The sequence below is a fragment of the Aurantiacibacter sp. MUD61 genome (genome assembly GCF_027912455.1).
In the GTDB taxonomy this organism is placed as follows: domain Bacteria; phylum Pseudomonadota; class Alphaproteobacteria; order Sphingomonadales; family Sphingomonadaceae; genus Alteraurantiacibacter.
On the sequence record NZ_CP115446.1, the window covers coordinates 2,881,535 to 2,907,199 of the forward strand.

24 protein-coding genes are annotated in these 25,665 nt (G+C 61.0%); 13 read left to right on the forward strand and 11 right to left on the reverse strand.

Translation table 11 applies throughout. The features are described 5' to 3' along the window. Window positions 1-35: 35 nt before the first annotated feature. The 6 genes from O2N64_RS13945 to dapA form a co-directional block, all read right to left on the reverse strand. Window positions 36-2,501, reverse strand: a complete 2,466-nt coding sequence (locus O2N64_RS13945; protein ID WP_271078180.1) for a hybrid sensor histidine kinase/response regulator — start codon at window positions 2,499-2,501, stop codon at window positions 36-38. Window positions 2,502-2,562: 61 nt separating this feature from the next. Continuing rightward, entirely contained in the window at window positions 2,563-3,096 is a 534-nt protein-coding gene (locus tag O2N64_RS13950; RefSeq protein ID WP_271079674.1) for a DUF2062 domain-containing protein, read from the reverse strand. A 189-nt stretch (window positions 3,097-3,285) separates the two neighbouring features. Beyond that, window positions 3,286-3,768 (reverse strand): SsrA-binding protein SmpB, encoded by a 483-nt coding sequence (gene smpB, locus O2N64_RS13955; protein ID WP_271078181.1) that lies wholly within the window; start codon window positions 3,766-3,768, stop codon window positions 3,286-3,288. 50 nt (window positions 3,769-3,818) lie between these two features. After that, on the reverse strand, window positions 3,819-4,247 hold the full coding sequence (locus O2N64_RS13960) for a plastocyanin/azurin family copper-binding protein (RefSeq protein ID WP_271078182.1): 429 nt from the start codon (window positions 4,245-4,247) through the stop codon (window positions 3,819-3,821). Beyond that, a complete protein-coding gene (locus O2N64_RS13965; protein ID WP_271078183.1) occupies window positions 4,247-5,548 on the reverse strand; it encodes a hypothetical protein in 1,302 nt (433 codons plus the stop codon). Before O2N64_RS13965 ends, O2N64_RS13960 begins: the two co-directional genes overlap by 1 nt. 119 nt (window positions 5,549-5,667) lie before the next feature. Further along, entirely contained in the window at window positions 5,668-6,549 is an 882-nt protein-coding gene (gene dapA / locus O2N64_RS13970) for a 4-hydroxy-tetrahydrodipicolinate synthase (RefSeq protein WP_271078184.1), read from the reverse strand. Between the two features lie 64 nt (window positions 6,550-6,613). Between dapA and O2N64_RS13975 the strand changes: the two genes are divergently transcribed. The 5 genes from O2N64_RS13975 to O2N64_RS13995 are packed head-to-tail and all read left to right on the forward strand — an operon-like array spanning window position 6,614 to window position 12,245. Next, window positions 6,614-8,578, forward strand: a complete 1,965-nt coding sequence (locus O2N64_RS13975) for a lytic transglycosylase domain-containing protein (protein WP_271078185.1) — start codon at window positions 6,614-6,616, stop codon at window positions 8,576-8,578. Beyond that, window positions 8,575-9,240, forward strand: coding sequence for a hypothetical protein (locus O2N64_RS13980; RefSeq protein ID WP_271078186.1), 666 nt, complete (start codon window positions 8,575-8,577; stop codon window positions 9,238-9,240). Before O2N64_RS13975 ends, O2N64_RS13980 begins: the two co-directional genes overlap by 4 nt. A gap of 58 nt (window positions 9,241-9,298) precedes the next feature. Beyond that, window positions 9,299-10,063: a DUF2189 domain-containing protein gene (locus tag O2N64_RS13985; protein WP_271078187.1), complete on the forward strand. Its 765-nt coding sequence runs from the start codon at window positions 9,299-9,301 to the stop codon at window positions 10,061-10,063. 17 nt (window positions 10,064-10,080) lie between these two features. Continuing rightward, window positions 10,081-10,566, forward strand: a complete 486-nt coding sequence (greB, locus tag O2N64_RS13990) for a transcription elongation factor GreB (protein ID WP_271078188.1) — start codon at window positions 10,081-10,083, stop codon at window positions 10,564-10,566. A 59-nt stretch (window positions 10,567-10,625) separates the two neighbouring features. Beyond that, window positions 10,626-12,245 (forward strand): hypothetical protein, encoded by a 1,620-nt coding sequence (locus tag O2N64_RS13995; RefSeq protein ID WP_271078189.1) that lies wholly within the window; start codon window positions 10,626-10,628, stop codon window positions 12,243-12,245. Between the two features lie 41 nt (window positions 12,246-12,286). On the opposite strand, the gene O2N64_RS14000 is transcribed toward O2N64_RS13995, so the two are convergent. From O2N64_RS14000 to O2N64_RS14010, 3 genes are all read right to left on the reverse strand, one after another. Then, window positions 12,287-13,459 (reverse strand): patatin-like phospholipase family protein, encoded by a 1,173-nt coding sequence (locus O2N64_RS14000; RefSeq protein ID WP_271078190.1) that lies wholly within the window; start codon window positions 13,457-13,459, stop codon window positions 12,287-12,289. A gap of 91 nt (window positions 13,460-13,550) precedes the next feature. Continuing rightward, window positions 13,551-15,284, reverse strand: coding sequence for a flotillin family protein (locus O2N64_RS14005; protein ID WP_442866759.1), 1,734 nt, complete (start codon window positions 15,282-15,284; stop codon window positions 13,551-13,553). A gap of 66 nt (window positions 15,285-15,350) precedes the next feature. After that, a complete protein-coding gene (locus O2N64_RS14010) occupies window positions 15,351-16,001 on the reverse strand; it encodes a YqiJ family protein (RefSeq protein WP_271078192.1) in 651 nt (216 codons plus the stop codon). A gap of 180 nt (window positions 16,002-16,181) precedes the next feature. Between O2N64_RS14010 and O2N64_RS14015 the strand changes: the two genes are divergently transcribed. Together O2N64_RS14015 and rlmN are read left to right on the forward strand one after the other, a co-directional pair. Beyond that, window positions 16,182-16,661: an invasion associated locus B family protein gene (locus O2N64_RS14015; RefSeq protein ID WP_271078193.1), complete on the forward strand. Its 480-nt coding sequence runs from the start codon at window positions 16,182-16,184 to the stop codon at window positions 16,659-16,661. A gap of 48 nt (window positions 16,662-16,709) precedes the next feature. Continuing rightward, window positions 16,710-17,951 carry a 23S rRNA (adenine(2503)-C(2))-methyltransferase RlmN gene (gene rlmN / locus O2N64_RS14020; RefSeq protein ID WP_271078194.1) on the forward strand — a complete coding sequence of 414 codons (1,242 nt, stop codon included), beginning with the start codon at window positions 16,710-16,712 and terminating at the stop codon, window positions 17,949-17,951. Here the strand turns inward: rlmN and O2N64_RS14025 are convergent. Further along, window positions 17,939-19,168, reverse strand: a complete 1,230-nt coding sequence (locus tag O2N64_RS14025) for a DUF418 domain-containing protein (RefSeq protein ID WP_271078195.1) — start codon at window positions 19,166-19,168, stop codon at window positions 17,939-17,941. The two genes, rlmN and O2N64_RS14025, sit on opposite strands and share 13 nt — an antisense overlap. 72 nt (window positions 19,169-19,240) lie before the next feature. Between O2N64_RS14025 and O2N64_RS14030 the strand changes: the two genes are divergently transcribed. From O2N64_RS14030 to O2N64_RS14055, 6 genes are all read left to right on the forward strand, one after another. Further along, window positions 19,241-19,834, forward strand: a complete 594-nt coding sequence (locus O2N64_RS14030) for a class I SAM-dependent methyltransferase (protein ID WP_271078196.1) — start codon at window positions 19,241-19,243, stop codon at window positions 19,832-19,834. A gap of 130 nt (window positions 19,835-19,964) precedes the next feature. Continuing rightward, the gene (locus tag O2N64_RS14035) at window positions 19,965-20,438 is read left to right on the forward strand and encodes a glycine zipper 2TM domain-containing protein (RefSeq protein WP_271078197.1); all 474 of its coding nucleotides are present in this window, start codon (window positions 19,965-19,967) and stop codon (window positions 20,436-20,438) included. A gap of 408 nt (window positions 20,439-20,846) precedes the next feature. Then, entirely contained in the window at window positions 20,847-22,907 is a 2,061-nt protein-coding gene (locus tag O2N64_RS14040; protein ID WP_271079675.1) for an NAD(+) synthase, read from the forward strand. A gap of 49 nt (window positions 22,908-22,956) precedes the next feature. Further along, a complete protein-coding gene (locus tag O2N64_RS14045) occupies window positions 22,957-23,718 on the forward strand; it encodes an SDR family oxidoreductase (RefSeq protein ID WP_271078198.1) in 762 nt (253 codons plus the stop codon). Beyond that, window positions 23,715-24,407: a cytochrome b/b6 domain-containing protein gene (locus O2N64_RS14050; RefSeq protein WP_271078199.1), complete on the forward strand. Its 693-nt coding sequence runs from the start codon at window positions 23,715-23,717 to the stop codon at window positions 24,405-24,407. The genes O2N64_RS14045 and O2N64_RS14050 overlap by 4 nt, the downstream gene beginning before the upstream one ends. Further along, window positions 24,404-25,144 (forward strand): molybdopterin-dependent oxidoreductase, encoded by a 741-nt coding sequence (locus O2N64_RS14055; protein ID WP_271078200.1) that lies wholly within the window; start codon window positions 24,404-24,406, stop codon window positions 25,142-25,144. Before O2N64_RS14050 ends, O2N64_RS14055 begins: the two co-directional genes overlap by 4 nt. On the opposite strand, the gene O2N64_RS14060 is transcribed toward O2N64_RS14055, so the two are convergent. Continuing rightward, on the reverse strand, window positions 25,145-25,585 hold the full coding sequence (locus tag O2N64_RS14060) for a DUF1801 domain-containing protein (RefSeq protein WP_271078201.1): 441 nt from the start codon (window positions 25,583-25,585) through the stop codon (window positions 25,145-25,147). It abuts the gene before it with no gap. Window positions 25,586-25,665 lie beyond the last annotated feature (80 nt).

Below are 25,665 nucleotides of genomic sequence, written 5' to 3' on the forward strand. Positions count from 1 at the left end.
CCGCAATTTTTTGAAATTACAGTAGGCTGAGCCCGCTATTTCCGTGCGGTGCGACGCAGGACATTGCCCACCATCTCGCCGATCTGCTTCACGCTGAATGGCTTGGGGATGAAGAACATATTCTCGATATCGATCTCGCTGCGCAGCTGTTCTTCGGCATAGCCGGACATGAAGAGGATCGGCAGACGCGGGCGGCGCTTGCGGATTTCCTTGGCCATGGCCGGGCCATCCATGCTCGGCATCACGACGTCGGTGAGGACTAGATCGAATTTGCCTTCGTCCTGCATGAACTTTTCAAGGCCTTCGTCGCCATCGCTGGCGGTGACGATGGTGTAGCCCTGCCGCGCCAATGCCCGCTCGGCGACGGCGCGTACCATATCCTCGTCTTCGACCAGCAGGATGGTGCCGCCGCCCGACCATTCGCGCGCTTGCTCCGCTTCCTCGGTCTTGCGCAGCTCCTCCTCGGTGGCCTGATGGACAGGGAGGTAGACGGTAAAGCGCGCGCCTTTGACGCTGCCATCGGGGGCCTTGGCATTGCTGGCGAAGATAAAGCCGCCCGATTGCTTCACGATGCCGTAGACGGTGGAGAGGCCGAGGCCGGTCCCTTTGCCCTGCTCCTTCGTCGTGAAGAAAGGCTCGAACAGCTTGCCGATAATCTCCTGCGGGATGCCACCGCCGGTGTCCTCGGCAATGAGCACGGTGTAATCGCCCGCAGGAATGATCTCGCTGCCCATGCGGCGAATGTCCTTCGCCTGCACGCGGCGAGTTGCGAAGGCGAGCGTTCCGGCTGCGCCCTCGCCCCCGCCGTGTGTCTGGATCGCATCGCGCGCATTCACCGCGAGATTGATGATGACCTGTTCGAGCTGACGCGGGTCGGCACGCACGGGGCCGAGGTCGCGGTCGTGCCGGACTTTCAGAGTAATCTTCGCGCCCAGCAGGCGTTTCAACAGCTGGCTGACCTCGGACAGAATATCGGGCAGCTGGATAATTTCCGGCTGCAAGGTCTGCTGGCGGCTGAAGGCGAGCAATTGCCGCGTCAGGCTGGCTGCGCGATTGGAATTGGCCTTGATCTGCTGAATATCGTCATAATCGCTGTCCCCCGGCGTGTGGCGCAGCAGCATGAGATCGCAATAGCCGATGATCGCGGTCAGCACATTGTTGAAGTCATGCGCGACGCCGCCTGCGAGCTGGCCGACCGCCTGCATTTTGGTCGCCTGAGCAACCTGCCGCTTGAGGCGCGCCTCCTCGGTCGTATCGGCAAGGCTCAGCAGAACTGCCGCTTCCCCGAGGCCGCGCACACCGGCGAGGCCAAGGCTGACGGGCTCGTCGGGCTCATGCCGCAGACGCACCGCAATATCGCCGCTCGAGGCGGGACCCTGCCCGTGGCGACGGACGGCGTCGGACATTGCTGTCTTGTCGCGCGGAACGACGATGTCGCTCGGATAGGGCGGCAAGTCTCCCTGACCGATACCCGCAGCGCGGCGGAACGCGGGGTTCGCGAAGAGGAAATGCCCGTCGCGATCCGTGGTGGCGAGGCCAAGCGGAAGCTGCTCGAGCAGGCCCTGCAATTGCGCGGCCTGTCCGCCCTTGGCTTCCCCGCCCCAGCCGCCGAGGCCGATTCCGGCGTCGATCAGTAGCATCAGCGATGGCGCCTCAGCTGCGGCTTGACCCGGCACTTTCTCGCTCGCCACAAGATCGGGATCGGCGAGCGGCACCTGAACCAGCGTCTGCGGAGAGCCTTTCTTGCCTTCGCGCGCGAAATAGATCCGCTCCCGCTCATCAGAACGAAGCAATTGCACGAACTCCTGCCCGGCCATGCGCGCCTTTTCGTCTCCGAACGCGCGCCGCGCCAGCGCCGGGTTGCCTGCGCGCACCGTCCCATCGGGCGAAACAAGCGCGACCGAGATACCTGCTGCTCCCAGAACCTTGCCGAACAGGCCGGTGATGTGCTTGCCGATCGCCGCGATCGGCTCGGTTCGCACCACCGGAGCGAAACGCCAGATCAGATAGTCATCGCTGCGCCCGGCCCGATTGGCGGTCGCCGTCCAGCTTTTCTGTTCATCGGCGACGGTGACGGAATCGCCCTTGCCATCGCGCCATGCCGCGCGCGCAAGGCGCATCAATTGATCGGCGCTCGCCCCATCAACGGGAAGATTGGGCGGGCCGTTGCTCGAACCGAACCATAGCTCAAAGGCCGAATTGGCGCAGACCAGCCGGTTTGCGCGGTCGGTAATCGCAATTGCCAGATCGGGCTGTTCGATTGCAGCGACCGTGACCGACCAGTCGAGCGCTTCGCCTTCGTGCGCCGTTGGCCGATAGGACTGAATGCGCCCGGAAATGAAGGCAATAAGTCCGAGTACTACCAGCCCGCCGGCATAGGCGAGCGTCGCCGTCAGGCTGTCGGTGGCGAATTGCACGAGGGTGACGCTGGCCAACACGGCCGCCGCTACCGCCAGCCCGTCCACCAAGCGACGTGATTCCTGCATATTCGCCAATTTCATGACAGCGGGTTTAGGGGCGCTGTCGCCCACCCGCAACGCTGCAACACGCCGTTTCAGACCTTTAGTGAGATTCAGGCGACTGGTTGCGCAGGAAACTGCGGCGGCCGGGGCGCTTTTCCCACTTGCGCGCCACGACAAGTCGCCACAGGAAGCTGGTCAGAAGGTAACCGACAGCTGCCGTAACCACGGAGAGGACAACAAATCCAAACGCCGTGACACCGGCGGTTTGCAACCACCAGCCGAATTGCACCCACCAGCCATCTTCAAGCGCCGCCTTGGCGCTTTGCATGGTCGCCGGATCGACTTTCAAAGTGAATTTCCCGACCTTGTTGGCAATCACCAACCAGAAAGGCACGGTGAAGGGATTGGTCACGAAAGTGATGACAGCCGCAACCGGCACATTCGCCCTTGCGGGCAGCGCCAGAAAAGCTGCGAGAAAGATCTGCCCAACGGGAATGATAAAGGCTGCAAAGAGCCCCAGCGCAGCACCGCGCGGCACGGACCGGCGAGTGAAGCGCCACAGTTCAGAGCGAAGGAAACGGTGCGCAATCGGGCGCAGCCAGCGGTTGCGGGCCATCTCGTCCCGCTCGGGCATTTTCGGCATGCGAGCCGAAAGCCAGCTGATTGCTTTTTTCACCATAGCACCTGTGCGCGCGCCTAGCTTCACGACGCTTTACCATAAATGGGGTTACACGCGTAGTTCACAACCGCCGCTTAACGGCTGCGCGAAAATTTTCAGGATTGGGTTGTCATTGCGAGGAGTGCGTAGCCAGCGTCTCACGCCTCAAGAATTCTCTTTGATGATCCGCGCCTTGTCGCGCTTCCAGTCGCGATCCTTGATCGTCTGGCGCTTGTCGTGCGCCTGCTTGCCTTTGGCCAGCGCCAATTCGACCTTGGCCCGCCCGCGCCCGTTGAAATAGACCGACAGCGGGACCAGCGTCATTCCCTTGCGCTCGGTCGCACCGAACATCTTGTCCACTTCGCGCCGGTGCAGCAGCAGCTTTCGCGGCCGTTTGGGTTCATGATTGTTGCGATTGCCGTGGCTGAATTCGGGAATATTGGCGTTAACGAGGTAGACCTCGCCATCCTTCACCTCGGCATAGCTTTCGGCGATCGAGCCCTCGCCCGCGCGCAGAGCTTTCACTTCGGTGCCCTGCAGCGCGATGCCCGCCTCGAACGTCTCTTCAATATGGTAATTGAACCGCGCCTTGCGGTTTTCAGCGACGATCTTCTGCTTGTCGAAAGTAGCGGGTTTGGGGCGTGCCATGGCAGGGGCATGTAGTGGCTAAGCGCCGTGCTGCAAACCCTGCGCTGCGATTATCGCACCACGATCGAGCCCGTCATCCCTGCCAGCGAGTGGCCGAAGTGGGTGCAGTCGACATCATAGCCGCCCATTGCCGGGATCAGCCGCAGTTCCACGCTGTCTCCGGGTGCGACTTCCACTTCGCCATCGGTGATGACCGACGCATCATATTGCGCGATGCGTGACGCAGCGAAGAAGCCCGGCGCGGAGAAATTGTGCCTTCCGTCTGACACATTGGTGAGCACCAGCACCACAGGCTCTCCCGCCGCCAAGCGCAGCGTGCGCGGTTCGAAACTGAAGGAGTCGATCTCTACATCGACGCGCGGTGCATTGGCAAAATCGGTAGACGGCGCGGCGATTTGCGGCGTGATGTTCTGCGGAATACCGCAGGCTGTCAGGCCGCAGCAAGCTGCAGCGAGTGCGAGTACATTCAGCCGCTTCATCACATCAAATCCTCCGGCAGGGTCGGCGTGTTGAGAATGCCGATAAAGCGTTCCCAGCGGCTTTCCATGTCATCGCCAGCAGCCTCCACCGCATTGCCGACGATTTCCTCGCCAAGCCCGTAATTGATCACATAGCTGCGATAGGTGTCCATGAAGCGCAGGCTCTGTTCGGCGCGCTCGCGGCTTTGCAACCGGTATCGCATGGAAAGCTCGATCACCTGCTCACGGTCCATAGTACCATCGAGATAGGCTGCGGCGAGCGTGTAATAGGCGCCCGAAAGCTCGCTCGTGGCTTCGCGCAGGGCGTAGTAATCTTCCAACTCGCTCGCATCGATGCCTGCCAGCGGGGCGAGCACATCGCGCTCATATTCCAGCTGTGAATTGCCGGGGAATGCCAGTTCCACCCCGTAGGTGGCGCTGCCTTCGGAAATGATCGCGCGGGGTGAGTAAAGCGGCAGGAGGGTGTATTCGATTTGCCCCAGCGCGTTCACCCGGTCGCGCTCGATCAGCGTCGAATAGACATGGTGGCCGGGATAGGCCTCATGGCACCCGACATCGACTGCACGGCTGAGGCGTGTGGGCAGATCGGTATTGATCTCGATCACCGACTGATAATCGCCCTGATAGTAATTGAAGCCGCCCCATGGCTTGTCCGTCACCAGGCTGAGCGTGAAGCCCTCGCTTTCGGGCATTGGGATATGCGGCAGCGTGCGCGCGCGGCATTCGGCAACGGCTGCATCGATCACTGCATCCAGACGCTCTGTCGGGATGATAAACTGGTCTTGGAATTCGTTGACGCGCTGCCACAACGGGCCATCGCTTTCATCGCCGGGCACCAGTTCCTCGATCCGCTCAAGCACGGGATCTAGCGTCGAGAGGTCGATCAGCTCAGGGCGGACACCGAACAGTCCCTCTGCCTCATCCCGAAACGCGATCTGCTCACCGCTCAGCATGCGCAGGCGCACATCGGCGGAATCGAGCATGGCGCGCAAATAGCACACACGTTCCGCTTCCAGCGAACCGGGCTCAACATCCAAAAGCGCCAGCGTGTAATTCAGTGCCGCGACCCGCGCGCGAAGCATCGGCAGCGTGGTCGTATCGTCACTCGCCTCGGCCCGCTCCGCCAGCTCCTCCGGCCCGTAATAGGCATCGACATAGCCCGGGTCCTTCTCCCCAATCGCCAGCTGCACCGCGAGATACTGCCGCGCGAGCTCATCGATCGTAGGCTGCCCGACGTTGGGCATAGTCGAGCAGGATGTGAGCGCTAAAGCGGCGGCGGTGAGGAGGATTTGGCGTTTCATGGCATTCCCAGTTTTGTCATTGCGAGGAGCCCGGAGGCGACGCGGCAATCCATCTTCAAATTGCAAGTTTATTGCGAGTCCTGGAGCTGGATTGCTTCGCTCCGCTCGCAATGACGCAGCTAGGTAATCCCAGCCAACTCCATCGCTTCGTCTATCTGGGCTTTCGCCGCATCGCTGCATGGCACGATCGGCATCCGCACCTCCGGGTCGAACCAGTCGAACAGTTTGCTCAGCGCGTATTTCGCCGGTGCGGGGGATGGTTCTGCGAACATGGCGGCGTGAAGCGGGTAGAGCTTTTCGTTGATCGCGCGGGCGGTCTCGAAATCGCCGCTCGCTGCTGCTGCGTGGAAATCGGCGCAGAGTTTGGGCGCGACATTGGCAGTTACCGAGATGCAGCCGACCTGTCCGAGCGCATATCCGGCGAGGACCAGCGGATCGTCTCCAGAAAGCTGGCAGAAGTCCGGCCCTGCACCCATGCGGTGGGTGACAACGCGCGAGAGGTCTCCGCTCGCATCCTTGATCGCCACGATTTTCTCCGGAAAGCGGCGGTGCAGTTCGATCACCGTTTCGGGCTTGATGTCGGTCACCGTACGGCCGGGCACATTGTAGAGCACGATCGGCAGATCGGTGCGTTCGGCCAGATAGCTGAAGTGCGCGAGCAGCCCATCCTGCGACGGGCGATTGTAATAGGGTGCGACCAGCAGCAGCGCGTCTGCCCCGGCAATCTGCGCCTCCTTGCAATGCCATAGCGCTGTCTGCGTATCGTTGGAGCCCGCGCCCGCAATCACCGGCACCCTGCCCGCCGATTGCTCTGCGCAGACGGCGATCACCTTGTGATGCTCGTCATTATCCAATGTCGCGCTTTCGCCGGTCGTTCCGCAGGGAACCAACCCGCTGGTTCCATTGTCTATTTGATAGTCGATAAATCGGCGATACGCATCTTCATCAAAGCTACCGTCCTTAAACGGGGTTGCCAGCGCAGGTATCGATCCGGAAAACATAAATGCCGCTCCCAAGCGGTTAGATTGAATTCATTCAGGGCCTGATAAGGAGAGGCCACACATAATGTCCAGCATGGTTCGCAATTCACTTGTTTCGCTCATCGCCATGGCCGCCATGGCAACCCCCGCAACGCTGCTCGCGCAGGACTCTGCCGAATGGGATCGCAATCGCGCCAATCTGGTCGCCGAAGGACCGGGGCCGATGGCTCCGCAAATCGCGCGGTGGGAACGCTTGTGGGAAGACAATGCGCGCGAGGATGGTGAACCGGCACCGCGTATTTCCTTTGTCGAATATGCCAATTTCCTGATCCAGAACCCGGGCTTCCCCGATGAAACGACCCTGCGCGCCCGCGCCGAGCATCGGCTGCGGCAAGAATTCACCGATCCCCATCTGCTGCGCGCCTTTTTCGCCGAGCAGGAGCCTGTCACCAATTTCGCCAAGGCGCATCTTTCGCTCGCCCTGATGGGCACCGACCGCGAAGGCTCGCAGCGCTGGGCGCTGGAAGCATGGCGCGGCGGCGAGATGAGCCCCACTGCCGAGGCGACGATTTTCGCGACCTATGGCAACAACTTCAGCCAGGATGACCACGACCAACGCATGAATGCACTGCTGTGGCAGCGTGAGCCTGAGGCCGCCGCTCGCCAATTGCCGCGCACTTCTGCTGCGGAGCGACCGGTTTTCACCGCACGCCTCGCCATTCTCGAGGGCGGCGATGGAGCGACTTCTGCCGCTGGCGCGATGAGCGATCCGGGATATCTCTATAACCGCAGCCGCGAATTGCGTCTGGAAGGCTCGCCAGCGAGCGCCGTTCGGCTGATCGCGGATAGCCCCGAGCTTTCCTCCCTGCCCTTCGATCGCACCCGCTGGATTACAGAGCTGCTCGCCGTCGCCCGCAATGCAGGGCGCAGCGATTCCGTCCGCATCGCCCAGCGCGCAACCGAAGCCTTTGCCGACGGCGAAGACATCTCGTCGATGGAATATCGCCTGCGCGACGATTATACCTCGCTCATGTGGCTGGGGGGCACGAATGCACTCTGGCAGCAGGGCGATGGCGCGACGGCCGCACCCCTGTTCTACCAATATGGCGCTGCCGCTCGCACCAGCCAGACCCGCTCCAAGGGCTTTTTCTGGGCCGGCGAGGCCTATGCCCGCGCCGGTATGACCGAGCAGGCGAACCGTTATTACGATATGGCGGCGCAATATCATGACCGCTTCTACGGCCTACTGGCACTCCAGCGCCTCGGCCGCGACATTCCGGCCTATGCCGCCGCGCCCGATGGCTCGCCCACCGATGAAGAGCGCCGCGAATTCCTTTCCGCCCCCATCACCCGCGCCACGGCTGAAGTCGCGCGCGACGCGCCATGGTCCACCGGCATCCGCTTCTATCGCGGCATCGCCGATCAGGCGGAGACCATGGGTGAGCATTTGCTTGTGGCAGAGCTGGCGCGCGAAATAGGTCGCCGCGACCTGGCGGTGAACCTCGCCGATGCTGCGGCAGCGGATGGCCATGAAGGCTTCACCCGCATCGGCTTCCCGACATTGCAAACTCCTCCCGGGACCAACTGGACATTGATCCACTCGATCGCGCGGCAGGAAAGCCAGTTTGCCGAAAATGCCATCAGCCACGCTGGTGCACGCGGCATCATGCAGTTCATGCCCGCCACCGCGCGTGAGGAATCGCGCCGTGCGAACATGAGCTATTCGCCCAGCCGCCTGCTCGATGATCCGCAATATTCGATGCAGCTCGGTTCCAACCATATCGAACGGCTGGTCGACTATTACGACGGCAGCTACCCGCTCGCCATCGCCGCTTACAACGCAGGCCCCGGCAATGTGAACCGCTGGCTGCGCGAAAACGGCGATCCGCGCCAGACCGGCGACTGGCTACGCTGGATCGAGGAAATCGGCTTCTTCGAGACGAAGAACTACGTCCAGCGCGTGATCGAGAACGCGGTGGTTTACGAACAGCTCTACCCAGAGCGCGCCACGACCGGTCGTAGCCGCAATGTGACTGAATTCCTGCGGTGATCCGCAGGTTTTTCGGGGCGACGCTTTCGCTTGCGGCAGCTTCCGCGCTGGCAGCATGCGAGGGCGGCGCGCCCGAAGGACGGAATTCGCAATCCCAGCACCTCATCTATCTCCACGGTCGGATCGTGGAAGATGGTCTGCCCGCCGTTAGCGAGCGATATGGCGAATATCGGTTTGACGATATTGTCTCGACCTTTCGCGATGAGGGGTTCGAGGTCACCGCGCCTTTGCGCGAGGCTGATGCTGATCCTTACGCGCATGCCGACGAGATCAGCGAGCTAGTCCTCGAATTTCTCGATCGCGGCGTGCCGCCTGAAAACATTACGATAATCGGCGCATCGAAGGGCGCATTTATCGCCAGCCTCGTGTCCGACACGATGGTCGGCCCGCAATTGCGCTACGTCTTGCTCGCAGGATGCTCATCCGGGGTGAATGAGACTTTCTTGAGTGACGGCCGTGAGTTCAATGGCCATGTGCTCTCCATTCGCGACAGCAGCGATACAAGGCTGGCCGGGACTTGCGCCCCAGTGGCCGAGCAGTCCGAGCGGCTCGCATCCTTTGAAGAGATTGTGACCGAAACAGGCCTCGAGCACGGATTGATCTTCACCCCGCATGAGGCCTGGGTCCAGCCCAGCCTCGATTGGGCCAACCGCCCCATTTGATCTGCATCAATGTAGCCCGGCATCCTTTCGCGCATTACGCTGGTGGGAGGATTGCACAATGCACGAGACCGGCGCGGGGCCAGCTGTCCGAATAGCTAAGGACCTCAGCTTTTCTGACTTGCACGCAGCACTCGTTGCGGGATGGCGCGATTTTGCTGCAGCGCCTCTTTTCGGGCTGTTCTTTGCTGCGATCTATGTCGCAACTGGCGTGTTCCTGTACCTCGCGGTGTATAGCGAAGGTGAAGTCGTTTGGTGGATCGCGGCGATTGCGGGCTTTCCTCTCGTGGCGCCGTTTACCGCCGTGGGCCTTTACGAAGTCAGCCGCCGCCGAGAACAATCCCTGCCCATGCGCTGGAGCGCCGTGCTTGGCGCGCTCAACGGAAGAGGCGATCAGCAATTGTTGCTGATGGGCGGGATATTGTTCGTCGCCTTCAGTTTCTGGGTCATCATCGCGCATGGGATTTTCGCAATCTTCATGGCCGAGAGCGGAATGGGCGGGGAAAGCCTGACCGCACTAGCGACACCGGTGGGACTGGCGATGCTGGCGGTCGGAAGCGTGGTCGGCGCACTCATCTGCCTGTTCTTCTACGTCATCACCGTCATCAGCCTACCCATGCTGGTAGACCGGGATGTCGATTTCATCAGTGCGATCATCGCGAGCATGACTGCGTTCAGGGACAATCGCACCGTACTGATCGGCTGGGCGATCACTATTGCGGGCCTGTTGTTTCTGGCGATGGTGCCCGCTTTCCTCGGCCTGTTTATCGCCCTGCCTGTGCTGGGGTATGCAACATGGCACCTCTATCGCCGGACGGTAAGCTGAGCTAATCGCTGCGGGATATGTCCCAAGGCACTAATCCCATAACTCCCGCCGGTCTCGCAGCACTGAAGGCGCGCTACGATCACCTCCTCGGCACCGAACGGCCAGAAATCACCGAGATTGTCAGCTGGGCGGCGGGCAATGGCGATCGCAGCGAAAACGGCGATTACCTCTATGGCCGCAAGCGCATGCGCGAAATCGACCGGGAGCTGTCCTTCCTCGCCAAGGTCATGAAGCACGCCAAGGTCGTCGATCCTCGCCAGCAGCCGGACAAGAGCCGCGTCTTCTTCGGCGCGACGGTGACAATCGCCGACGAGGACGATGAAGAGCGTAACGTCACACTGGTGGGCGATCACGAACAGGATGCAGGCGAAGGCAAGCTTGGCTGGTCCAGCCCCATGGCGAAGGCCCTGCGCGGTGCGGAAGTGGGGGATTTGCGCACGGTAAGGCTTCCCGGCGGATCAAAAGAATGGGAAGTTATCGCAATCACTTATCCGGAGGAATGATGCGCTTCTACCTGCTTTTTTTGCTGGCCGCCCTTTGTGCCGCCCCTGCCTCTGCACAGATGCAAGTGATGGAACGACTGGGCGGCGAACCCCGTCCCCATGCCACGATTTCCGTAGAGCCCGATGGCGAAGATCTGCTGGTGACCATGCAGCTTTCGCGCGAAGTTGACACTCTGCGTCTCCTCGATCCTACTGTCGTCGAGACGGGAGCGTTGCAGGTGCTTACACAAGGCGTGCGCTTCACACGTGGCGCTTTGGCAAGTGACCAGCCGTTCAGCGAAGTACGCTTCCGATTAGTGCAGATCCCCCCTGTGGCGGCGTTTCAACACCAGTTCTATTTCCGTCTGGGCGAAGGCCGCATGCTGTTTGCTCCTGCAATTTATCCAGACATGCGGGCCTGGGACGCGTCACTCGAGTTCGCGGGAGAGTCTTCCGACTGGGCACGCTTGCCCACGCGAGAGTTGCCTCGCGGCTATCTCTTTATCGGCCCTCCAGAGATGATCATCGAGCAAAACGGCGTGCGGTTTGCGCGTGATCCGGAGATCAACCCCGAACTCGATGCGTTTATTCTCGATGCGGCTGCGCGATCATTCGAGTGGCTCGACCAGACTCTTGGTCCGGCAGATGATCTGGTGCGGAGCGAACCTTTCTATGTTGCGAGCAGGCATGGCGAACAGGACCAACAGCTACTTGCAAATGTGACCGCTGACGGGATGGTGTCGCTTCGTTTTTCCAATGCTCAATTCGATCCTGCCGCGCCCGGCGCGGCCTCCTACACGCGTTCCCTGGTCCTGCATGAAGGGGTGCATTTCTGGCAAAGCGGCATTGTTCAACCCGGACCCAATACGCCGATCTGGTTTTATGAGGGTGGCGCCGAATATCTGGGCGCTATTGGGGCGCTTGAGCTCGGCTGGACGGATCAGGAAGAATTCGGACTGCGACTGACCGACTGGCTCAACCGATGCCGCGCGTCCTTGGCTGAGGTGGGCGGAGTTGCTCTGGCCGAGCTGGCAACGCTCGACTGGTCGCAGAGGTATGATTGCGGCGCCCTGCTTCAAACCCTGACCGAGCTCTATCTTGCCGACGCGGAACGTGCCTCTTCTGTGGCCGCGGGATGGCGTGAGACGATCCGCCTGGCCGACGAAGAATATGAAGGCACTTACGACCACCAGACATTTGCGGAAGCAATTGGCATGGCCGATCTGTGGGAGCGCCCTGCCATTGCAGCGATCGTCGCCGAGAGTGGATCGCGGCGATGGACCGTCGTGATGTCGGAATTGGAGCGGATGGGTGTCGGTATCGCAGAACGCTCGACGCCCCATCTTCGCGCGCGCAGCTTGCTGATGCCGCTTCTCGATTCGGCGTGTGCGGACAGGACAAATGGCGAGCCGTTCGGCTTCTACTGGTACGGACCGATCTTCCAGTTGGATACGCCTGCAGGCTGCGGCGCGCTGGCGGGTAGTCCGCAAATCGCGGCAGTGGCGGGCCACCCGATCGCGACGCTGGATGATGCGGCATACGCGGATTTACAGGCAATCTGCACCGCTGGCGGGAATATCACCATCGGTCTGCTGGACGGGACGGAGCGGCAAATGCCCTGCGACTTCACACTGGGCGAGCCGCTGACTGAACGCGGTGTGGTATCCCTTCCACAGGTCCCCGCGTTTAATCCGCAGTAGAGAGCCCTTGGCACCATCGCTCTGCCCAGCAGAGGGAGCGTTTATTTGGCCGCTTCGCTCTCCGCGAAAATCTGCACCCCGTCCGGTCCGCGCATGCGCGCGCCGTCGGGATTGGTGCAGTCATAGGCGATAATCCCGCGATGCTCCATGTCGCGTCCCGTCCACATCGGGTGATCGAGCGAAAGCGCCATATCGGACGCGCCGCCGCTCCAGTGATCGTTCACCGTCGCGCGCGAGAATTCGTAATCCTTGGAAAAGCTTTGATGCGGCTCGCGCCGGTTGATCAAATGCATGACCCGCATGACGCCTGGCGGCTCGATCCTCGTAAGCGCGCGCAAATCCGGGTCATCGCGCAGGTCATCGGGCAGCTTCTCGCAAAGCCGCGCTGCGGCCAGTCGCAGCTCTTCCAGCTGCTGTGCAGCATCGGTGTTGTAGCGCGTGCGACTGGAATAGCGGATGTCTTTCTCCCGCTGGAGCACTTGCGATAGATCTCGCGGCAGTTCTCCGCGAGAGTGAAACAGATCGACCTGGTAGATGGTCATGTCGCAGCGTTCGGCAGTGTCGATGACGTGCTGCAGCGGCGTGTTCGAGACGAGGCCGCCGTCCCAATAGGGCTGTCCCTCGATGATCACCGGCGGAAATCCCGGAGGCAGCGCGCCGCTCGCCATGACGTGTTCCGGCTCCAGCCGCTGTTCGCGGTTGTCGAACCAGCAGAAATTGCCCGTCAGCACATTCACTGCGCCAAGGCTGACTTTCATCGGCCCGTCGTTCAGCAGGTCGAAGTCGACCAGCTCGAGTAGTGTCTCACGCAGGGGCGAGGTGTCATACATGCTGATCGTCTGCAGCAGTGCATCGGCACTCGGCGCGAAGAAATTGTGCGGCCGGAAGAACCCCGGCGCACCGATCGTTGCGACGGTACCGGCCGCAATTTCGTTGAACCAGCGGCGCGCGGGGCCATGATCGGCGGGGGCAATCCCCAGAAGTTCGGAGCTGACCTTCTCCCAGAAGGCGCGCAGCCGCTCCACGCGCTGCTCGGGAGGGTTTCCGGCGATCAGCGCGGCATTGATCGCACCGATGGATATGCCCGCAACCCAGTCAGGCTCCAGCGCCGCGCCATGCATCGCTTCATAGACGCCCGCCTGATAGGCGCCGAGCGCACCGCCGCCTTGCAGAACGAGCACTTGCCTGGATTTCGGTTCGGAGCGCCTGGTCATGGGGTCGATGTGGCCCATGCTTTGCCGCAGTGCAACAAAAAGGCCCCCGGCGCGAACCGGGGGCCTTTGCTGGATTGAGCCGAGAATAAGCTTACTCAGTCGCTTTGGCGTCCGTATCCTCAGCGTCGCCATCACCGCTTTCGGGATCGAAAAGCGAAGGCAGGTTCTCTGCATCGGTCACTTGTGCGCTCAGCTGCGTCATCGCATCCTGATCGCCCTTGGCAGCGCCTTCGACGATCTTGCCGAGCGAGGAGCCGTCGAGGCCCAGCTCTTTCATGAGCCCATCGAGAACCGGTGCCTGTGCGCGGTAGGCGAGCGCTGCTGCCACCGCATCATTGGCGAGGTTTCCCGAGCCAGCGCCCACGCCTGCGCCGCCGGTCGAGCCGGGTGCGCCAGAGCGCTGGGTGAGGCCATCGACCTGCACGATCTTGATCGAGTCGATCGCTTCCATCGGCTTGGCGCTTTCGCGGATGACTTCCGGCAGAACCTTCAGCAGGGCAAGCTTAGTCTGCAGGCTGATCTGGTCCATCGAAAGGATGTTCGCAGCTTCGTTGACGGCGCGCTGGCCCTCGGCTTCCACTTCGAACTTCACACGGTCGGCTTCGGCGCGCAGTTTCACCGCATCGGCTTCACCCTCTGCCTCGCGGCGAGCGGCTTCAGCGCGGTTGATGGCTGCATCCTTGTCGGCCTCGGCATCGACGCGGATCTTGATCGCATCACGCTCGGCCTGCTTGGCCGCTTCGATCAGCTCGATCTTCTTCTGACGCTCTGCAATCTCGCTTTCACGCGCTGTTGCGACCTGTTCTTCGGCTTGCACCGCCTTGGCACGTGCCTCGTCTGCCTCTGCCTTTGCCTGGCTTTCCTCGCGCGACTTGTTCTGGACAGCAATCTGCTGTTCCTGCCGGGCGATTTCAAGTGCGCGAACCTGGTCGATCCGTGCCTCTTCCACCAGCCGGTCAGCTTCGATCTGCTGAGCATCGACAAGTTTCTTCGCCTCGATCCGTGCCGCGTCGGCCTCACGCTGGCGCTCGGCCTGCTGGCTGGCGATTTCGGACATTTGCGATGCACGCCGGACTTCGACTTCGCGTTCCTGCTCAAGGCGCGCATATTCGGTATCACGGCTGATCTGGAAGCTGCGCTGGTCGGCTTCGAGGTTCTTGGCCTCCATCTGCACGCGCGTGTCCTGCTCGATGTCGTTACGCAGTTTCTTGCGCGCCTCGATCTGCTCGGTCAGCTTGGTGAGACCTTCGGCGTCGAAGGCGTTGTTGGCATTGAAATGCTCGATCGAGGTCTGGTCGAGACCGGTCAGCGAGACCGATTCCAGCTCAAGCCCGTTCATCGCGAGGTCGTTTGACGAGACCTGCTGCACCTTTTGCACGAAGTCGGCACGCTGCTCATGCAGCTCGTTCATCGTCATACCGGCAGCGACGGAGCGCAGCGCGTCCACGAACTTGCCTTCGACAAGGTCCTTCAGCATTTCCGGCTGCATCGTGCGCTGGCCCAGCGTCTGCGCGGCCATGGCGATGGCTTCACCATCGGGCTTCACGCGGACATAAAATTCCGCCTTCACGTCGATCCGCAAGCGGTCGAGCGTGATCAGCGCCTCGGCATCGCGGCGGATCACCGACAGCACGAGCGTGTTCATATTGACCGGCATGGTTTCGTGGAAAATCGGGAAGACAAGCGCGCCGCCATTCATGACGACTTTTTCCCCGCCGACACCGGTCCGGACAAAGGCGGTCTCCTTCGACGCCCTGCGATAAAGCTTGATGAGGAAGAGGAAGATCGCGATTACCGCAACCACCACTCCGATTATGCCGACCATTCCGGCGTCGAACAAACTATCCATTTCTTCTCCTTATTGTGAACTGGTGGACTGGCCTGAGCGTGCTCAATTCCCCATCGGGGCGAGCTTGCGCTCGGCCAGCGGCACACCGAAGAACACATTCCCCTCCCGGCGTACCAATAGAACTTCATCTCCAGCGGGGATCACGCTGGCATCCTCATGCGGCTCAACCATGACATAATGCGTCTGGCCGTGATGATCGCGCACCCGTGCGCGGGCGGCAGAGCCTTTCTCCGACGTGCCATCGGTGATGACGGCGCGCTTTCCGACCAGCGTGTTGAGGCTGACCGCGCTTGTTTCATCCTGCGGCAGCAGGCGACCGAGCGGCCGAACCAGCGTGGCGGTGACAGGGATGCTGGCACCCCCGGCAATCAGCGCGGCGAGCCAGGCAAACAGCGGCGTTCCGGTCAGGTCCGTAGCAAAGGCCTGAATGCTCATCCCGATGACGGCGAAAAGCAACAGGTAGACAATCAGCCACACGAAGAACGGCACTTTACCAAGCCCGAGCAGGGTCGTGATTGCTCCGCCAATCCCGGCAGAGGTCGGATCGGCAATTTCCCCGTCGGCGCCGGCATCGAGATCGACATCGCCGCCAAAATCGAAATCGCCCAGCCCGATCACCTGCAAAAGCGTAAGCAAAGCCATTACCCCCAGCGCGATGGCGAAGGGCAGGTTATAATCGGCAAACAGGCTCATCTCTCTCCTCGCCGCGCGGCGTTATCCCGCGGGCGTCCTTATGTTTATCGGGTTTTTAGGAGAACCCCCTCCGTCCTCATTCATATAGGGGAAATGCCGGTAAAAAGCCAGAAAAACCGGACGAATTGAGTCCGATTTTCGGGATTCACAGCCGTCGTAATATGCGCCTATATAACAGGTATGCTCCGCTGGCTTATCCCGCTCACGATTTTGGCGATTTCGCTGCCCGCAACCGCGCGCGACAGCCTTGGCGTGTTTGGCGATTGGGGCGCTTTCCGCGATCCCGAAACGCCGCGCTGTTATGCAATCGCGGCGGCAGAAGGCGGCGCGGGGCTCGACTTCGTGCCTTTCGCCAGTGTGGGCACGTGGCCTGATCGAAATGTGCGCGGGCAGGTGCATTTTCGCCTGAGCCGCGAATTGTCCGACAATCCCCGCGTGGCCCTCGCCGTGGGCGGACGGCGCTTCGTCCTCACTGCAGGCGAAGGCGATGCCTGGGCGACCGACGTGCGCGCGGATGGGGAAATCGTTTCCGCCATGCGTTCTGCCAGCCGCATGACCATCAGCGCGACAGATGCCCGCGGCAATCGGTTTACCGATCGCTACAGCCTTGATGGCGCGGCAACCGCCATGGACGCAGCACGGGTTGGCTGCGCGCAGTAGCGGCAAAGCTAGCCAAGGCGGACAAGTCGCACTATATGCGCGCCACCCATGGCAGATACGACACTCATGAGCATTCCGGGGCAGGTTGACCCCGTTCCCGTCGCGCGTGACATCACGCCGCGCGAAGATGGCCGCGTGGACCTGATCGGTCTGCCGAAGAAAGACATCGCAGCCCTGTTTGAAGGCGCCGGCCTCGATGCGCGGCAGGCGAAGCTGCGCTCCAAGCAGGTCTTCCACTGGCTCTACCATCGCGGCGTCACCGATTTCGAGGCGATGACCGATATCGCCAAGACCATGCGCCCATGGCTCACCGAACGGTTTGTGATCGGCCGGCCCGAAGTGGTCGAGGCGCAGCATTCGACCGACGGCACGCGCAAGTGGCTCCTTAAAACCGCTGATGGCCACGAATTCGAGATGGTCTTCATCCCCGATGCCGATCGCGGAACCTTGTGCGTTTCCAGCCAGGTCGGATGCACGCTCAATTGCCGCTTCTGCCACACCGGCACCATGCGCCTGGTGCGCAACCTCACGCCGGGCGAAATCGTCGGCCAGGTCATGCTCGCGCGCGATGCGCTGGGCGAATGGCCCAAGGGCAAGATGGATTTCGCCGAAGAGGAAAGCGAAGCCGAATACACCGCCGATGGCCGCCTGCTCACCAACATCGTGATGATGGGCATGGGTGAGCCGCTGTACAATTTCGACAATGTGAAAAGCGCGCTGCAGCTGGTGATGGATGGCGACGGCCTGGCCCTCTCCAAGCGCCGCATCACGCTGTCCACCAGCGGCGTTGTCCCGGCGATGGAGCGCTGCGGACAGGAGATCGGCGTGAACCTTGCCGTCTCGCTCCATGCGGTGACCAAGGACATTCGTGACGAGATCGTGCCGATCAACAAGAAATACGGCATCGAGGAATTGCTGCAGGCCTGCGCCGATTATCCGGGCGCCAGCAACGCACGCCGCATTACCTTCGAATACGTCATGCTGAAGGACAAGAACGACAGCGACGAAGATGCGCGCGAGCTTGTCCGCCTGCTGAAGGAATACAAGCTTCCCGCGAAGGTGAACCTCATTCCTTTCAACCCTTGGCCGGGTGCCGTCTACGAGTGCTCAACGCCGGAGCGGATCAAGGCCTTCTCTAACATCGTGTTCGAAGGCGGCATTAGCGCACCCGTGCGCACCCCGCGCGGACGCGATATCGATGCGGCGTGCGGCCAGCTGAAAACCGCCGCAGAGAAGAAAAGCCGTGCCCAGCGCGATCGCGAAGCGGCTGAGGATGCTCAGGCTGGCTGAGGGCGCCCTTCCGGCGGGTTCCGGATATCCGTGAACTTGCCATAGGTCAGCCCCCGCCAAAGCCATTCCAATGGCCCGAACCTGTATCGCGCCAGCCAGAGGTGGCTGAACGCTACCTGCGCAATAAAGAACAGCACGGCCGCCATAAGGGCCGTCTGCGGCTCGATGGTTCCTGCCAGCGCCATGCCGCCGTGAAAGCCGTAAAGGACAAATCCGATAAAGACGCCTTGGACCATGTAGTTGGTCAGCGCCATACGCCCAACAGGGGCGAAAGGCACCACCATGCTGCGCAGCGTTGGCGAATTGAAGAACAGGATTAGGCCGATGCCATAACCCATCGCGAGCGCATAGGAACTGCCTGCGTGCAGCAGGCCACCCAGCAGCTCGTTCTCGAAAATGTGAGCGGCATAAAGCCCTTCGAATATAAGTCCGACAAGTAGGAATACGAAGAAAGCCCTGCGCAGCTTTGGAAGCTTCTCAGGGATGTTGTCGAGCCAGCCAGACCGCACGATGCTCGCGCCGATGAGAAAGCGGCCAAGGGCGTAAAAAACCCAATTGCTGATCGCGAGGCTCTTGATGCCCCCGACCCAGAAGAGCTGCCAAGCCTCAGCAACCCATTCCGGATAGGTTCCACCCACGAACACCGCGTTACGGGCGGCAGCAGCCTCTTTCGTGAAAGCCTGTTCGCCGATAGCCTCGAACCCTCCGACCTGAGCCAGATATTCGAGCACGGGGCGCGCAAAAACCAGAAGGAGGCCAAGCCCCAACATGACCCGGAAGGGCAGATTGCGCAGCAGGAACAGCAATATCCCCGCCAAGGAATATATGAACAGGATGTCCCACGGCCAGATCAGCAGGATATTCACCAGGCCGAACGCCATCAGGATGAATAGCCGCCGCAGGTAAGTTGCCGAGAAAGCGCCACCGCGATCTTTTATCCGTTGCATCTGCACCCAGAAGCCCATGCCGAACAGAGTCGCAAAAGTGGTGTTTGCCTTGTCCGACACGAGCCAATCGACCGCAAACAGGATCGGTGCATGCACAGGATCTTCAAAAATTGCATCCATGCGCGGGACCGGCGTCGACAGTAAGACTATCGAAAACCAGAACAAGTTGGCGATCAGCACGCCGAGCAGCGCAAAGCCGCGCAGAACGTCCAATTCACCGATCCGTTCACCCGATGTGACGGGCGCGAGCCCAGCAGAATGTGATGTCATGTAAATTCCCCCCGCAGCAATCCTAAGTGCCATCTCTTGCTTTGCCCAGCCTGAAACCGCATTCACCGATTGATGACCGATCCCGCGACCATCGATTTCTACGAGAAAGCCGCTCCACGTTTCACTCTGGATCCCGGACAAGCACCAAGCCGTGATCTCGACGCCTTCCTCAGCCTGTTGGAGCCAGGCGCACGCATTCTGGAACTGGGTTGCGGAGGCGGGCGGGATGCTGCCCGGATGCTGGAGCTGGGCTTCGAGGTCGATGCGACCGATGGTGTCGCTGCCATGGTTCGCAAAGCCAACGAGCGATTTGACGTGGGTGCGCGTCTTATGCGCTTCGATGAACTCAAAGCCGAGGCCGAGTACGATGCCATCTGGGCGCATGCCTGCCTGCTGCATGTCGCACGCGCCGAGCTCCCCGATATTCTCGGCCGTATCCATCGCGCATTGCGGCCCGGCGGATGGCATTATGCGAGCTATAAACTCGGCGATGGCGAAGGACGCTGCCTGCTCGGTCGGTTGCACAATTTTCCCGATCGCGAATGGATCGTGGAACGCTATCGCGAGGCGGACTTTACGATCGCGGAGGAGCGCATCTGGGAGGGCGAAGGGGCCGATGGAACGGTGCGCGACTGGATTGCGATTACGGCACATAAGCACCACTGATCGCAGCAGAAAAACACTTCGTCTCTGAATGGAAATCCCAACGATCTGTTCATCTGCGGTTGGGTTTTACTGAACGATACATCCTTTTCACCGACACCGCACGTGTCGAATCGGAAAGGTAAATGAGGCCATGAAGAAACCATTGCTCGCTCTCGCTGCAGCCACTGCGCTGGCTCTCCCCGCAACACCCGCCATGGCGCAGGGTGGCCCGCCTGCTTGGGCCCCGGCACATGGCTATCACAACAACCACTCCGGTTATGATCGGTACGACCGCTACGACCGGTGCGACCGTTACGAGCGCCGCCGCGATCGCCGCGCCTGCCGCCGCGACCAGCGCCGGGACCGGGTGTATGACGACCGTGGACGCTATTACGAACCGCGCCGTGTGCGCCGTGGTGACCGTGTCTGGCAGGGCCGCGACGGCCGTTACTATTGCGAACGCGATAACGGCACGACCGGCCTCATCATCGGTGCCGCAGGTGGCGCCCTCATCGGCCGCGAAATCGACGGTGGGCGCGACCGCACCGTTGGCACGATCCTTGGCGCGGCTCTCGGTGGCCTGCTGGGTCGCGAGATCGACCGCGGTGAAGCACGCTGCCGTTAATTCCTAACCTCTAACGGGCCTCATGTAACAGCGCGCCCTTCCTGCGCGAAGATATGAGTGCCCCCAAAGCAACGCCGTCGCTCTCCCCCCTCCGAGCGGCGGCGTTTTGCGTTTCTAATTCCATCGACCTTGCAGAGAGTATCCTTTTCGGATACTCGCCGTCTCATGCATCTGGCAGGCCAGAAAATCCGGGCGTGGCGCGAAGCGCATGATCCGCCGCTCAGCGCGGAAGAATTCGGGCAGCGCTACGGCGAGCCGGAACCCTGGCCCAGCCGCACCGTCTATGGCTGGGAAGCCAAAGGCAAAGTGCCACGCAAACCCACACAAAAACGCCTTGCCGAGCTGGGCATATGCGAGCCTGCCGATTTTCTTGAACCTGCCGAAGACAACGCAGAAAGCGACACCGACATGAGCGAAGCCTCTTTCGACTTTCACGACATGCACGCTCATGGCTTTGTCCGTGTGGCTACCGCAACACCGCGCTGCCGGACCGCTGACGTTGCCTACAATTGTGAAGGGATCATCGAACAGGCCCGCGCCGCGCATGATCGGAATGTCGACCTGCTGCTCTATCCGGAGCTCTGCCTGTCTTCCTACGCGATAGACGATCTTCATTTGCAGGCTGCGATGCTGGAAGCGGTCGAGAAGCATATCGAGATCATTCGCGCGGCCAGCGAAACGATGACACCGGTACTGGTCATCGGTGCGCCGCTGCGCCGCAATGGCCGCATCTACAATTGCGCGGTCGTCATCGCGCATGGCGAAGTGCTCGGCGCAGTGCCCAAGAGCTACCTCCCGAACTACCGCGAATTCTACGAGAAGCGCTATTTCGCCCGGGGCAACAATTGCCGCGATCTGTGGATTCTCGTCAACGGCGCGGAAATTCCCTTCGGAACCGATGTCATTTTCTCCGCGACCAACCTGCCCGGCTTCATCTTCGGGATAGAAATCTGCGAAGATTACTGGAGCCCCAATCCGCCCGGCACCATGGCAGCGCTTGCGGGCGCGACGATCCTGCTCAACCTCTCTGCCAGCAATATCACAATCGGCAAATCGGATGAGCGCCACATGCTCTGCCGCGCCTCTTCCAGCCGCTCGGTCTGCGCCTATGCCTATTCCGCCAGCGGCTTTGGCGAGAGCACGACGGACCTCAGCTGGGATGGCCAAGGCATGGTCTATGAACTCGGCGATCTGATGGTCGAAAGCGTGCGTTTCGAGCTGGAGCCTGAGCGGTGCGTTACCGATATCGACACGCGCCGCATCCTGAATGAGCGCATGCGCATGGGCACATTCAACGATGCGGCAGAAGATGCAGGGCGGCCTGAAGACAGTTTCCGCGTGGTCGGCTTCGATCACCAATATGGGCAAGGCGATATCGGTCTGGAGCGCGCGATCCGCCGCTTCCCTTTCGTGCCCAACAGGCAGGAGAAGCTAGACGAGGATTGCTACGAAGCCTTCAATATCCAAGTCGATGCCCTCGCGCGGCGGATGAAGGCGACCAATCCCAAATCTTTGGTGATCGGCATATCGGGCGGTCTCGATTCCACCCATGCACTGATTGTGGCGGCCAAGGCATGCGACATGCTCGGCCTGCCGCGTTCCACCATCCGCGCTTACACGATGCCCGGCTTCGCCACCTCGGACGGCACCAAGTCGAACGCCTGGAAGCTGATGGAAGTCTTCGGCACCACGGCGGAGGAAATCGATATCAAGCCCGCCGCGCGGCAAATGCTCGAAGACATGAACCACCCCTTCGCCGATGGCGAGCCGGTGCATGATGTGACTTTCGAGAATGTGCAGGCGGGCCTGCGCACCGACTACCTTTTCCGCCTTGCCAATCATCACGGCGGCTTTGTGATCGGGACTGGCGATCTGTCGGAGCTGGCGCTGGGCTGGTGCACCTATGGCGTGGGCGACCAGATGAGTCATTATGCCGTGAATGCGGGCGTACCCAAGACGCTCATCCAGTATCTCATCCGCTGGTGCACGCGCACCGACCAGTTCGACAAGCAATGCGACGCGGTGCTTGAAGAGGTGCTCGGTACGGAAATCTCTCCCGAGCTTGTACCTGCTGCCGAAGACGGATCGATTCAGTCGACCGAAAGCATCATCGGGCCTTACGAACTTAACGACTTCTTCCTGCATCACACCATCCGCTGGGGCCAGAGTCCGAGCCATGTCGCATTCCTGTGCTGGCATGCGTGGAAAGATGCCAAAGCTGGCCTGTGGCCGCATGACTTCCCTGAAGCCGGAAAGAACGAATACGATTTGGGCACCATCCGCCACTGGATGGAAAACTTCGTGAAGCGCTTCTTCCAGTTCAGCCAGTTCAAGCGCAGCGCCCTACCCAACGGCCCCAAAGTAAGTGCCGGTGGTGCATTGTCCCCGCGCGGCGACTGGCGCGCCCCCAGCGACGCGGTGGCCGATGTCTGGCTGGAAGATTTGCGCAGCAAGGTGCCGGAAAGCTGATCCAAAGGTGCAGGCTTGCGCGGGCCACGCACGGCTCTAGTGTGAAGCGATGACAGCCAGATCAGTCCTCATCACCGGCGGCGCAAAACGGCTTGGAAAAGCCATGACGGAACGGTTTGCCGAGGCAGGCTGGCATGTGATCATCCACTGCAACACTTCGCGCGATGCTGCGGATGAACTCGCGGCGGATTTGCCGAGCGCCGAAGTGGTTCAATGCGATCTGTCCGACACCGATGCCGCGGTTGCGATGATCCGCGATCTGGCCGCATCGCAGGCGGATTGGCGTTGCCTGATAAACAACGCGTCAACTTTCAAAGCCGATGAAGTAACCGGATTGGATCCGGTAACGAACCATCGCAATATGATCGTCAACGCCGTCAGCCCCGCCCTTATGGCGCAAGCCTATCTCGCCAATGCGCGCAGTGCTGGTGGGCGACGCGTGATCCAATTTACCGACCAGAAGCTGGAGAATCTCAACCCCGATTTCTTCAGCTACACGATGAGCAAGGCTGCGAGTGATGTGGCGGCCAAGATGCTCGCCATGGCGAATTCGGGCGACGATCGCGTCTACACTCTTGCGCCCGGCGCAATCCTGCCGAGCCACGATCAAAGCGAAGAGGAAGCGGAACGCTCCCACACGCTCAATCTGCTGAAGCGGCGCACGCATGCGAGCGAAATCGCCGATGCCGCGCTGTTCCTTGCCGAGGGACCGCTGGCGAGCGGGCAATCCATCTTTGTAGATTCCGGGCAGCACCTGCTCGATCAGGATCGCGACGTCATTTATCTGGAGCGGGAGGGAGCTTCACAATGAGCAAGGTCAGGAAACGCCACGCGCTTAGCACGCGCATCTGGCACTGGGTGAATGCGGTCAGCGTCATCATCCTGTTCATGAGCGGGCTCAACATCTCCAACGGACATAGGCGACTATATTGGGGCGACTGGGGCTTCGCGCCTGAGCATGCCTGGCTGGAAGTGCCGCGTTTCCCCGGCTGGATGACCATCCCCGACTATTACAGCCTTGCCGCCGCGCGGGACTGGCATGTGCTTTTCTCGCTGGTTTTTGCCTTTGGTCTGCTCGCCTTCATGATTGCGGCGCTGGTGAATGGCCATCTCAAGCGGGACATTTTCGCTCGCGCGAAGGAATGGAAGCCGGCCAATATCTGGGCCGATATCACGCAGCACGCTCGCTTCAATTTCGAGCATGGCGAAGGCAAGTACAACATCCTGCAAAAGATCGCTTACGCTTCAGTCATCCTGATACTGATCCCGCTGATGATTTTTACCGGCATGGTGATGAGCCCCGGCATGGAGGCTGCATGGCCATGGATGACGGAACTGTTCGGCGGCCGTCAGAGCGCCCGCTCGCTGCATTTTATCGCCGCCTGGCTGCTCGCCGGATTTCTCGTGATGCACATCCTGCTGGTGCTCGCCGCAGGGCCGGTGAAGCACATCAGGATGATGATCACCGGTGGCCGTGAAGAGACAGGAGAGCCAGCATGAGACGCCGTAATTTCCTTGTCGCAGCAGGTTCGGCTTTTCTCGCCGGTTGCTCGAAGATCGGCGACACCGCCCTGTTTGAAAAACTCGTCGACGGTGCCGAGAACTGGCATCGCGGCCTCCACCGCGCGCTGGGCGGCGGGCGCATCACGATGGCTCCCGAGTACAGCCGCGCCGATGTGTCACCCTTCTTCCGGGGCAATGGTTCACAAACGGTCGATACGGATGAATATCGCGCGGCAGAGGCGGAAGGCTTTGCCAATTGGCAACTCGCGGTTGGTGGTCTCGTCGCCAATCCCATGAGCCTGTCGATGGAGGACATCCGTGCCCTCCCGCAGCGAACGCAAATAACCCGGCACGATTGCGTGGAAGGCTGGAGCGCAATCGGCGAATGGACCGGGCCGCAGCTCTCCGCGATCCTCGAGGCAGCGCAGCCGACCGAGGAAGCGCGTTTCATCGTGTTTCGCTGCGCGGATAGTATATCGGGCAGGGACTATTACGAAAGCTGCGACATGGATGATGCCTATCATCCGCAAACGATCATCGCTCACCAGCTCAATGGCGAAGCACTGCCCGTTCGCAATGGCGCGCCTCTACGTCTGCGACTTGAACGACAGCTCGGCTACAAACACGCCAAATACCTGACCGGGATCGAAGCGGTCGCATCGCTCGACGATATCGGCGGAGGATACGGCGGCTATTGGGAAGATCGCGGCTATCAATGGTATGCCGGAATTTGATCAGGCGGGCGGATAGACCCGGTTCATCGCATCCCAATTCACCCGGACCAGTTCTTCGAGCACGTCCAGATCAACATCGGCCAGCTTGTTGATGTATAGGCAGCTTTTGCCGCGTGAATGCTTGCCCAGCTTCGCCAGCAATTCCTCATTGCGCTTGGCCGTCACATCCTCGCAATAGCCGCCCATCAGATAGATCGAATGCTTGGCCTTGCGAGGACTGAAGCCTGTGCGCAGGAAATCGCCCTCGCGCCCGCTGTCATATTTGTAGTGATAGGTGCCATAGCCGATCATGCTCGGCCCCCACATCTGCGGCGCTTCCCCGGTTACCCGGCGAAATAGCGCATCGAGCACCTTCGCATCCTCGCGCTTGCCCGCATGGTCCACACTGTCGATGAAATCCGTAACCTCGACCTCGGTCGGTTTCGTTTTGTTATCCGCCATGCCCTCGCTCCTTCCGCAGCCCACAACTAAGGATAGCTGACAATTGACTCTGCGCAAAACGCCTCGCAAACCCGCGTTTG

Bases quoted from the DNA above. Each gene is read 5' to 3' on its own strand.
- O2N64_RS13945 (WP_271078180.1), bottom strand. From the start codon at position 2,501: ATGAAATTGGCGAATATGCAGGAATCACGTCGCTTGGTGGACGGGCTG.
- O2N64_RS13950 (WP_271079674.1), bottom strand. From the start codon at position 3,096: ATGCCCGAGCGGGACGAGATGGCCCGCAACCGCTGGCTGCGCCCGATT.
- smpB (WP_271078181.1), bottom strand. From the start codon at position 3,768: ATGGCACGCCCCAAACCCGCTACTTTCGACAAGCAGAAGATCGTCGCT.
- O2N64_RS13960 (WP_271078182.1), bottom strand. From the start codon at position 4,247: ATGAAGCGGCTGAATGTACTCGCACTCGCTGCAGCTTGCTGCGGCCTG.
- O2N64_RS13965 (WP_271078183.1), bottom strand. From the start codon at position 5,548: ATGAAACGCCAAATCCTCCTCACCGCCGCCGCTTTAGCGCTCACATCC.
- dapA (WP_271078184.1), bottom strand. From the start codon at position 6,549: ATGTTTTCCGGATCGATACCTGCGCTGGCAACCCCGTTTAAGGACGGT.
- O2N64_RS13975 (WP_271078185.1), top strand. From the start codon at position 6,614: ATGTCCAGCATGGTTCGCAATTCACTTGTTTCGCTCATCGCCATGGCC.
- O2N64_RS13985 (WP_271078187.1), top strand. From the start codon at position 9,299: ATGCACGAGACCGGCGCGGGGCCAGCTGTCCGAATAGCTAAGGACCTC.
- greB (WP_271078188.1), top strand. From the start codon at position 10,081: ATGTCCCAAGGCACTAATCCCATAACTCCCGCCGGTCTCGCAGCACTG.
- O2N64_RS13995 (WP_271078189.1), top strand. From the start codon at position 10,626: ATGCAAGTGATGGAACGACTGGGCGGCGAACCCCGTCCCCATGCCACG.
- O2N64_RS14000 (WP_271078190.1), bottom strand. From the start codon at position 13,459: ATGACCAGGCGCTCCGAACCGAAATCCAGGCAAGTGCTCGTTCTGCAA.
- O2N64_RS14005 (WP_442866759.1), bottom strand. From the start codon at position 15,284: ATGGTCGGCATAATCGGAGTGGTGGTTGCGGTAATCGCGATCTTCCTC.
- O2N64_RS14010 (WP_271078192.1), bottom strand. From the start codon at position 16,001: ATGAGCCTGTTTGCCGATTATAACCTGCCCTTCGCCATCGCGCTGGGG.
- O2N64_RS14015 (WP_271078193.1), top strand. From the start codon at position 16,182: ATGCTCCGCTGGCTTATCCCGCTCACGATTTTGGCGATTTCGCTGCCC.
- rlmN (WP_271078194.1), top strand. From the start codon at position 16,710: ATGGCAGATACGACACTCATGAGCATTCCGGGGCAGGTTGACCCCGTT.
- O2N64_RS14025 (WP_271078195.1), bottom strand. From the start codon at position 19,168: ATGACATCACATTCTGCTGGGCTCGCGCCCGTCACATCGGGTGAACGG.
- O2N64_RS14030 (WP_271078196.1), top strand. From the start codon at position 19,241: ATGACCGATCCCGCGACCATCGATTTCTACGAGAAAGCCGCTCCACGT.
- O2N64_RS14035 (WP_271078197.1), top strand. From the start codon at position 19,965: ATGAAGAAACCATTGCTCGCTCTCGCTGCAGCCACTGCGCTGGCTCTC.
- O2N64_RS14040 (WP_271079675.1), top strand. From the start codon at position 20,847: ATGAGCGAAGCCTCTTTCGACTTTCACGACATGCACGCTCATGGCTTT.
- O2N64_RS14045 (WP_271078198.1), top strand. From the start codon at position 22,957: ATGACAGCCAGATCAGTCCTCATCACCGGCGGCGCAAAACGGCTTGGA.
- O2N64_RS14050 (WP_271078199.1), top strand. From the start codon at position 23,715: ATGAGCAAGGTCAGGAAACGCCACGCGCTTAGCACGCGCATCTGGCAC.
- O2N64_RS14055 (WP_271078200.1), top strand. From the start codon at position 24,404: ATGAGACGCCGTAATTTCCTTGTCGCAGCAGGTTCGGCTTTTCTCGCC.
- O2N64_RS14060 (WP_271078201.1), bottom strand. From the start codon at position 25,585: ATGGCGGATAACAAAACGAAACCGACCGAGGTCGAGGTTACGGATTTC.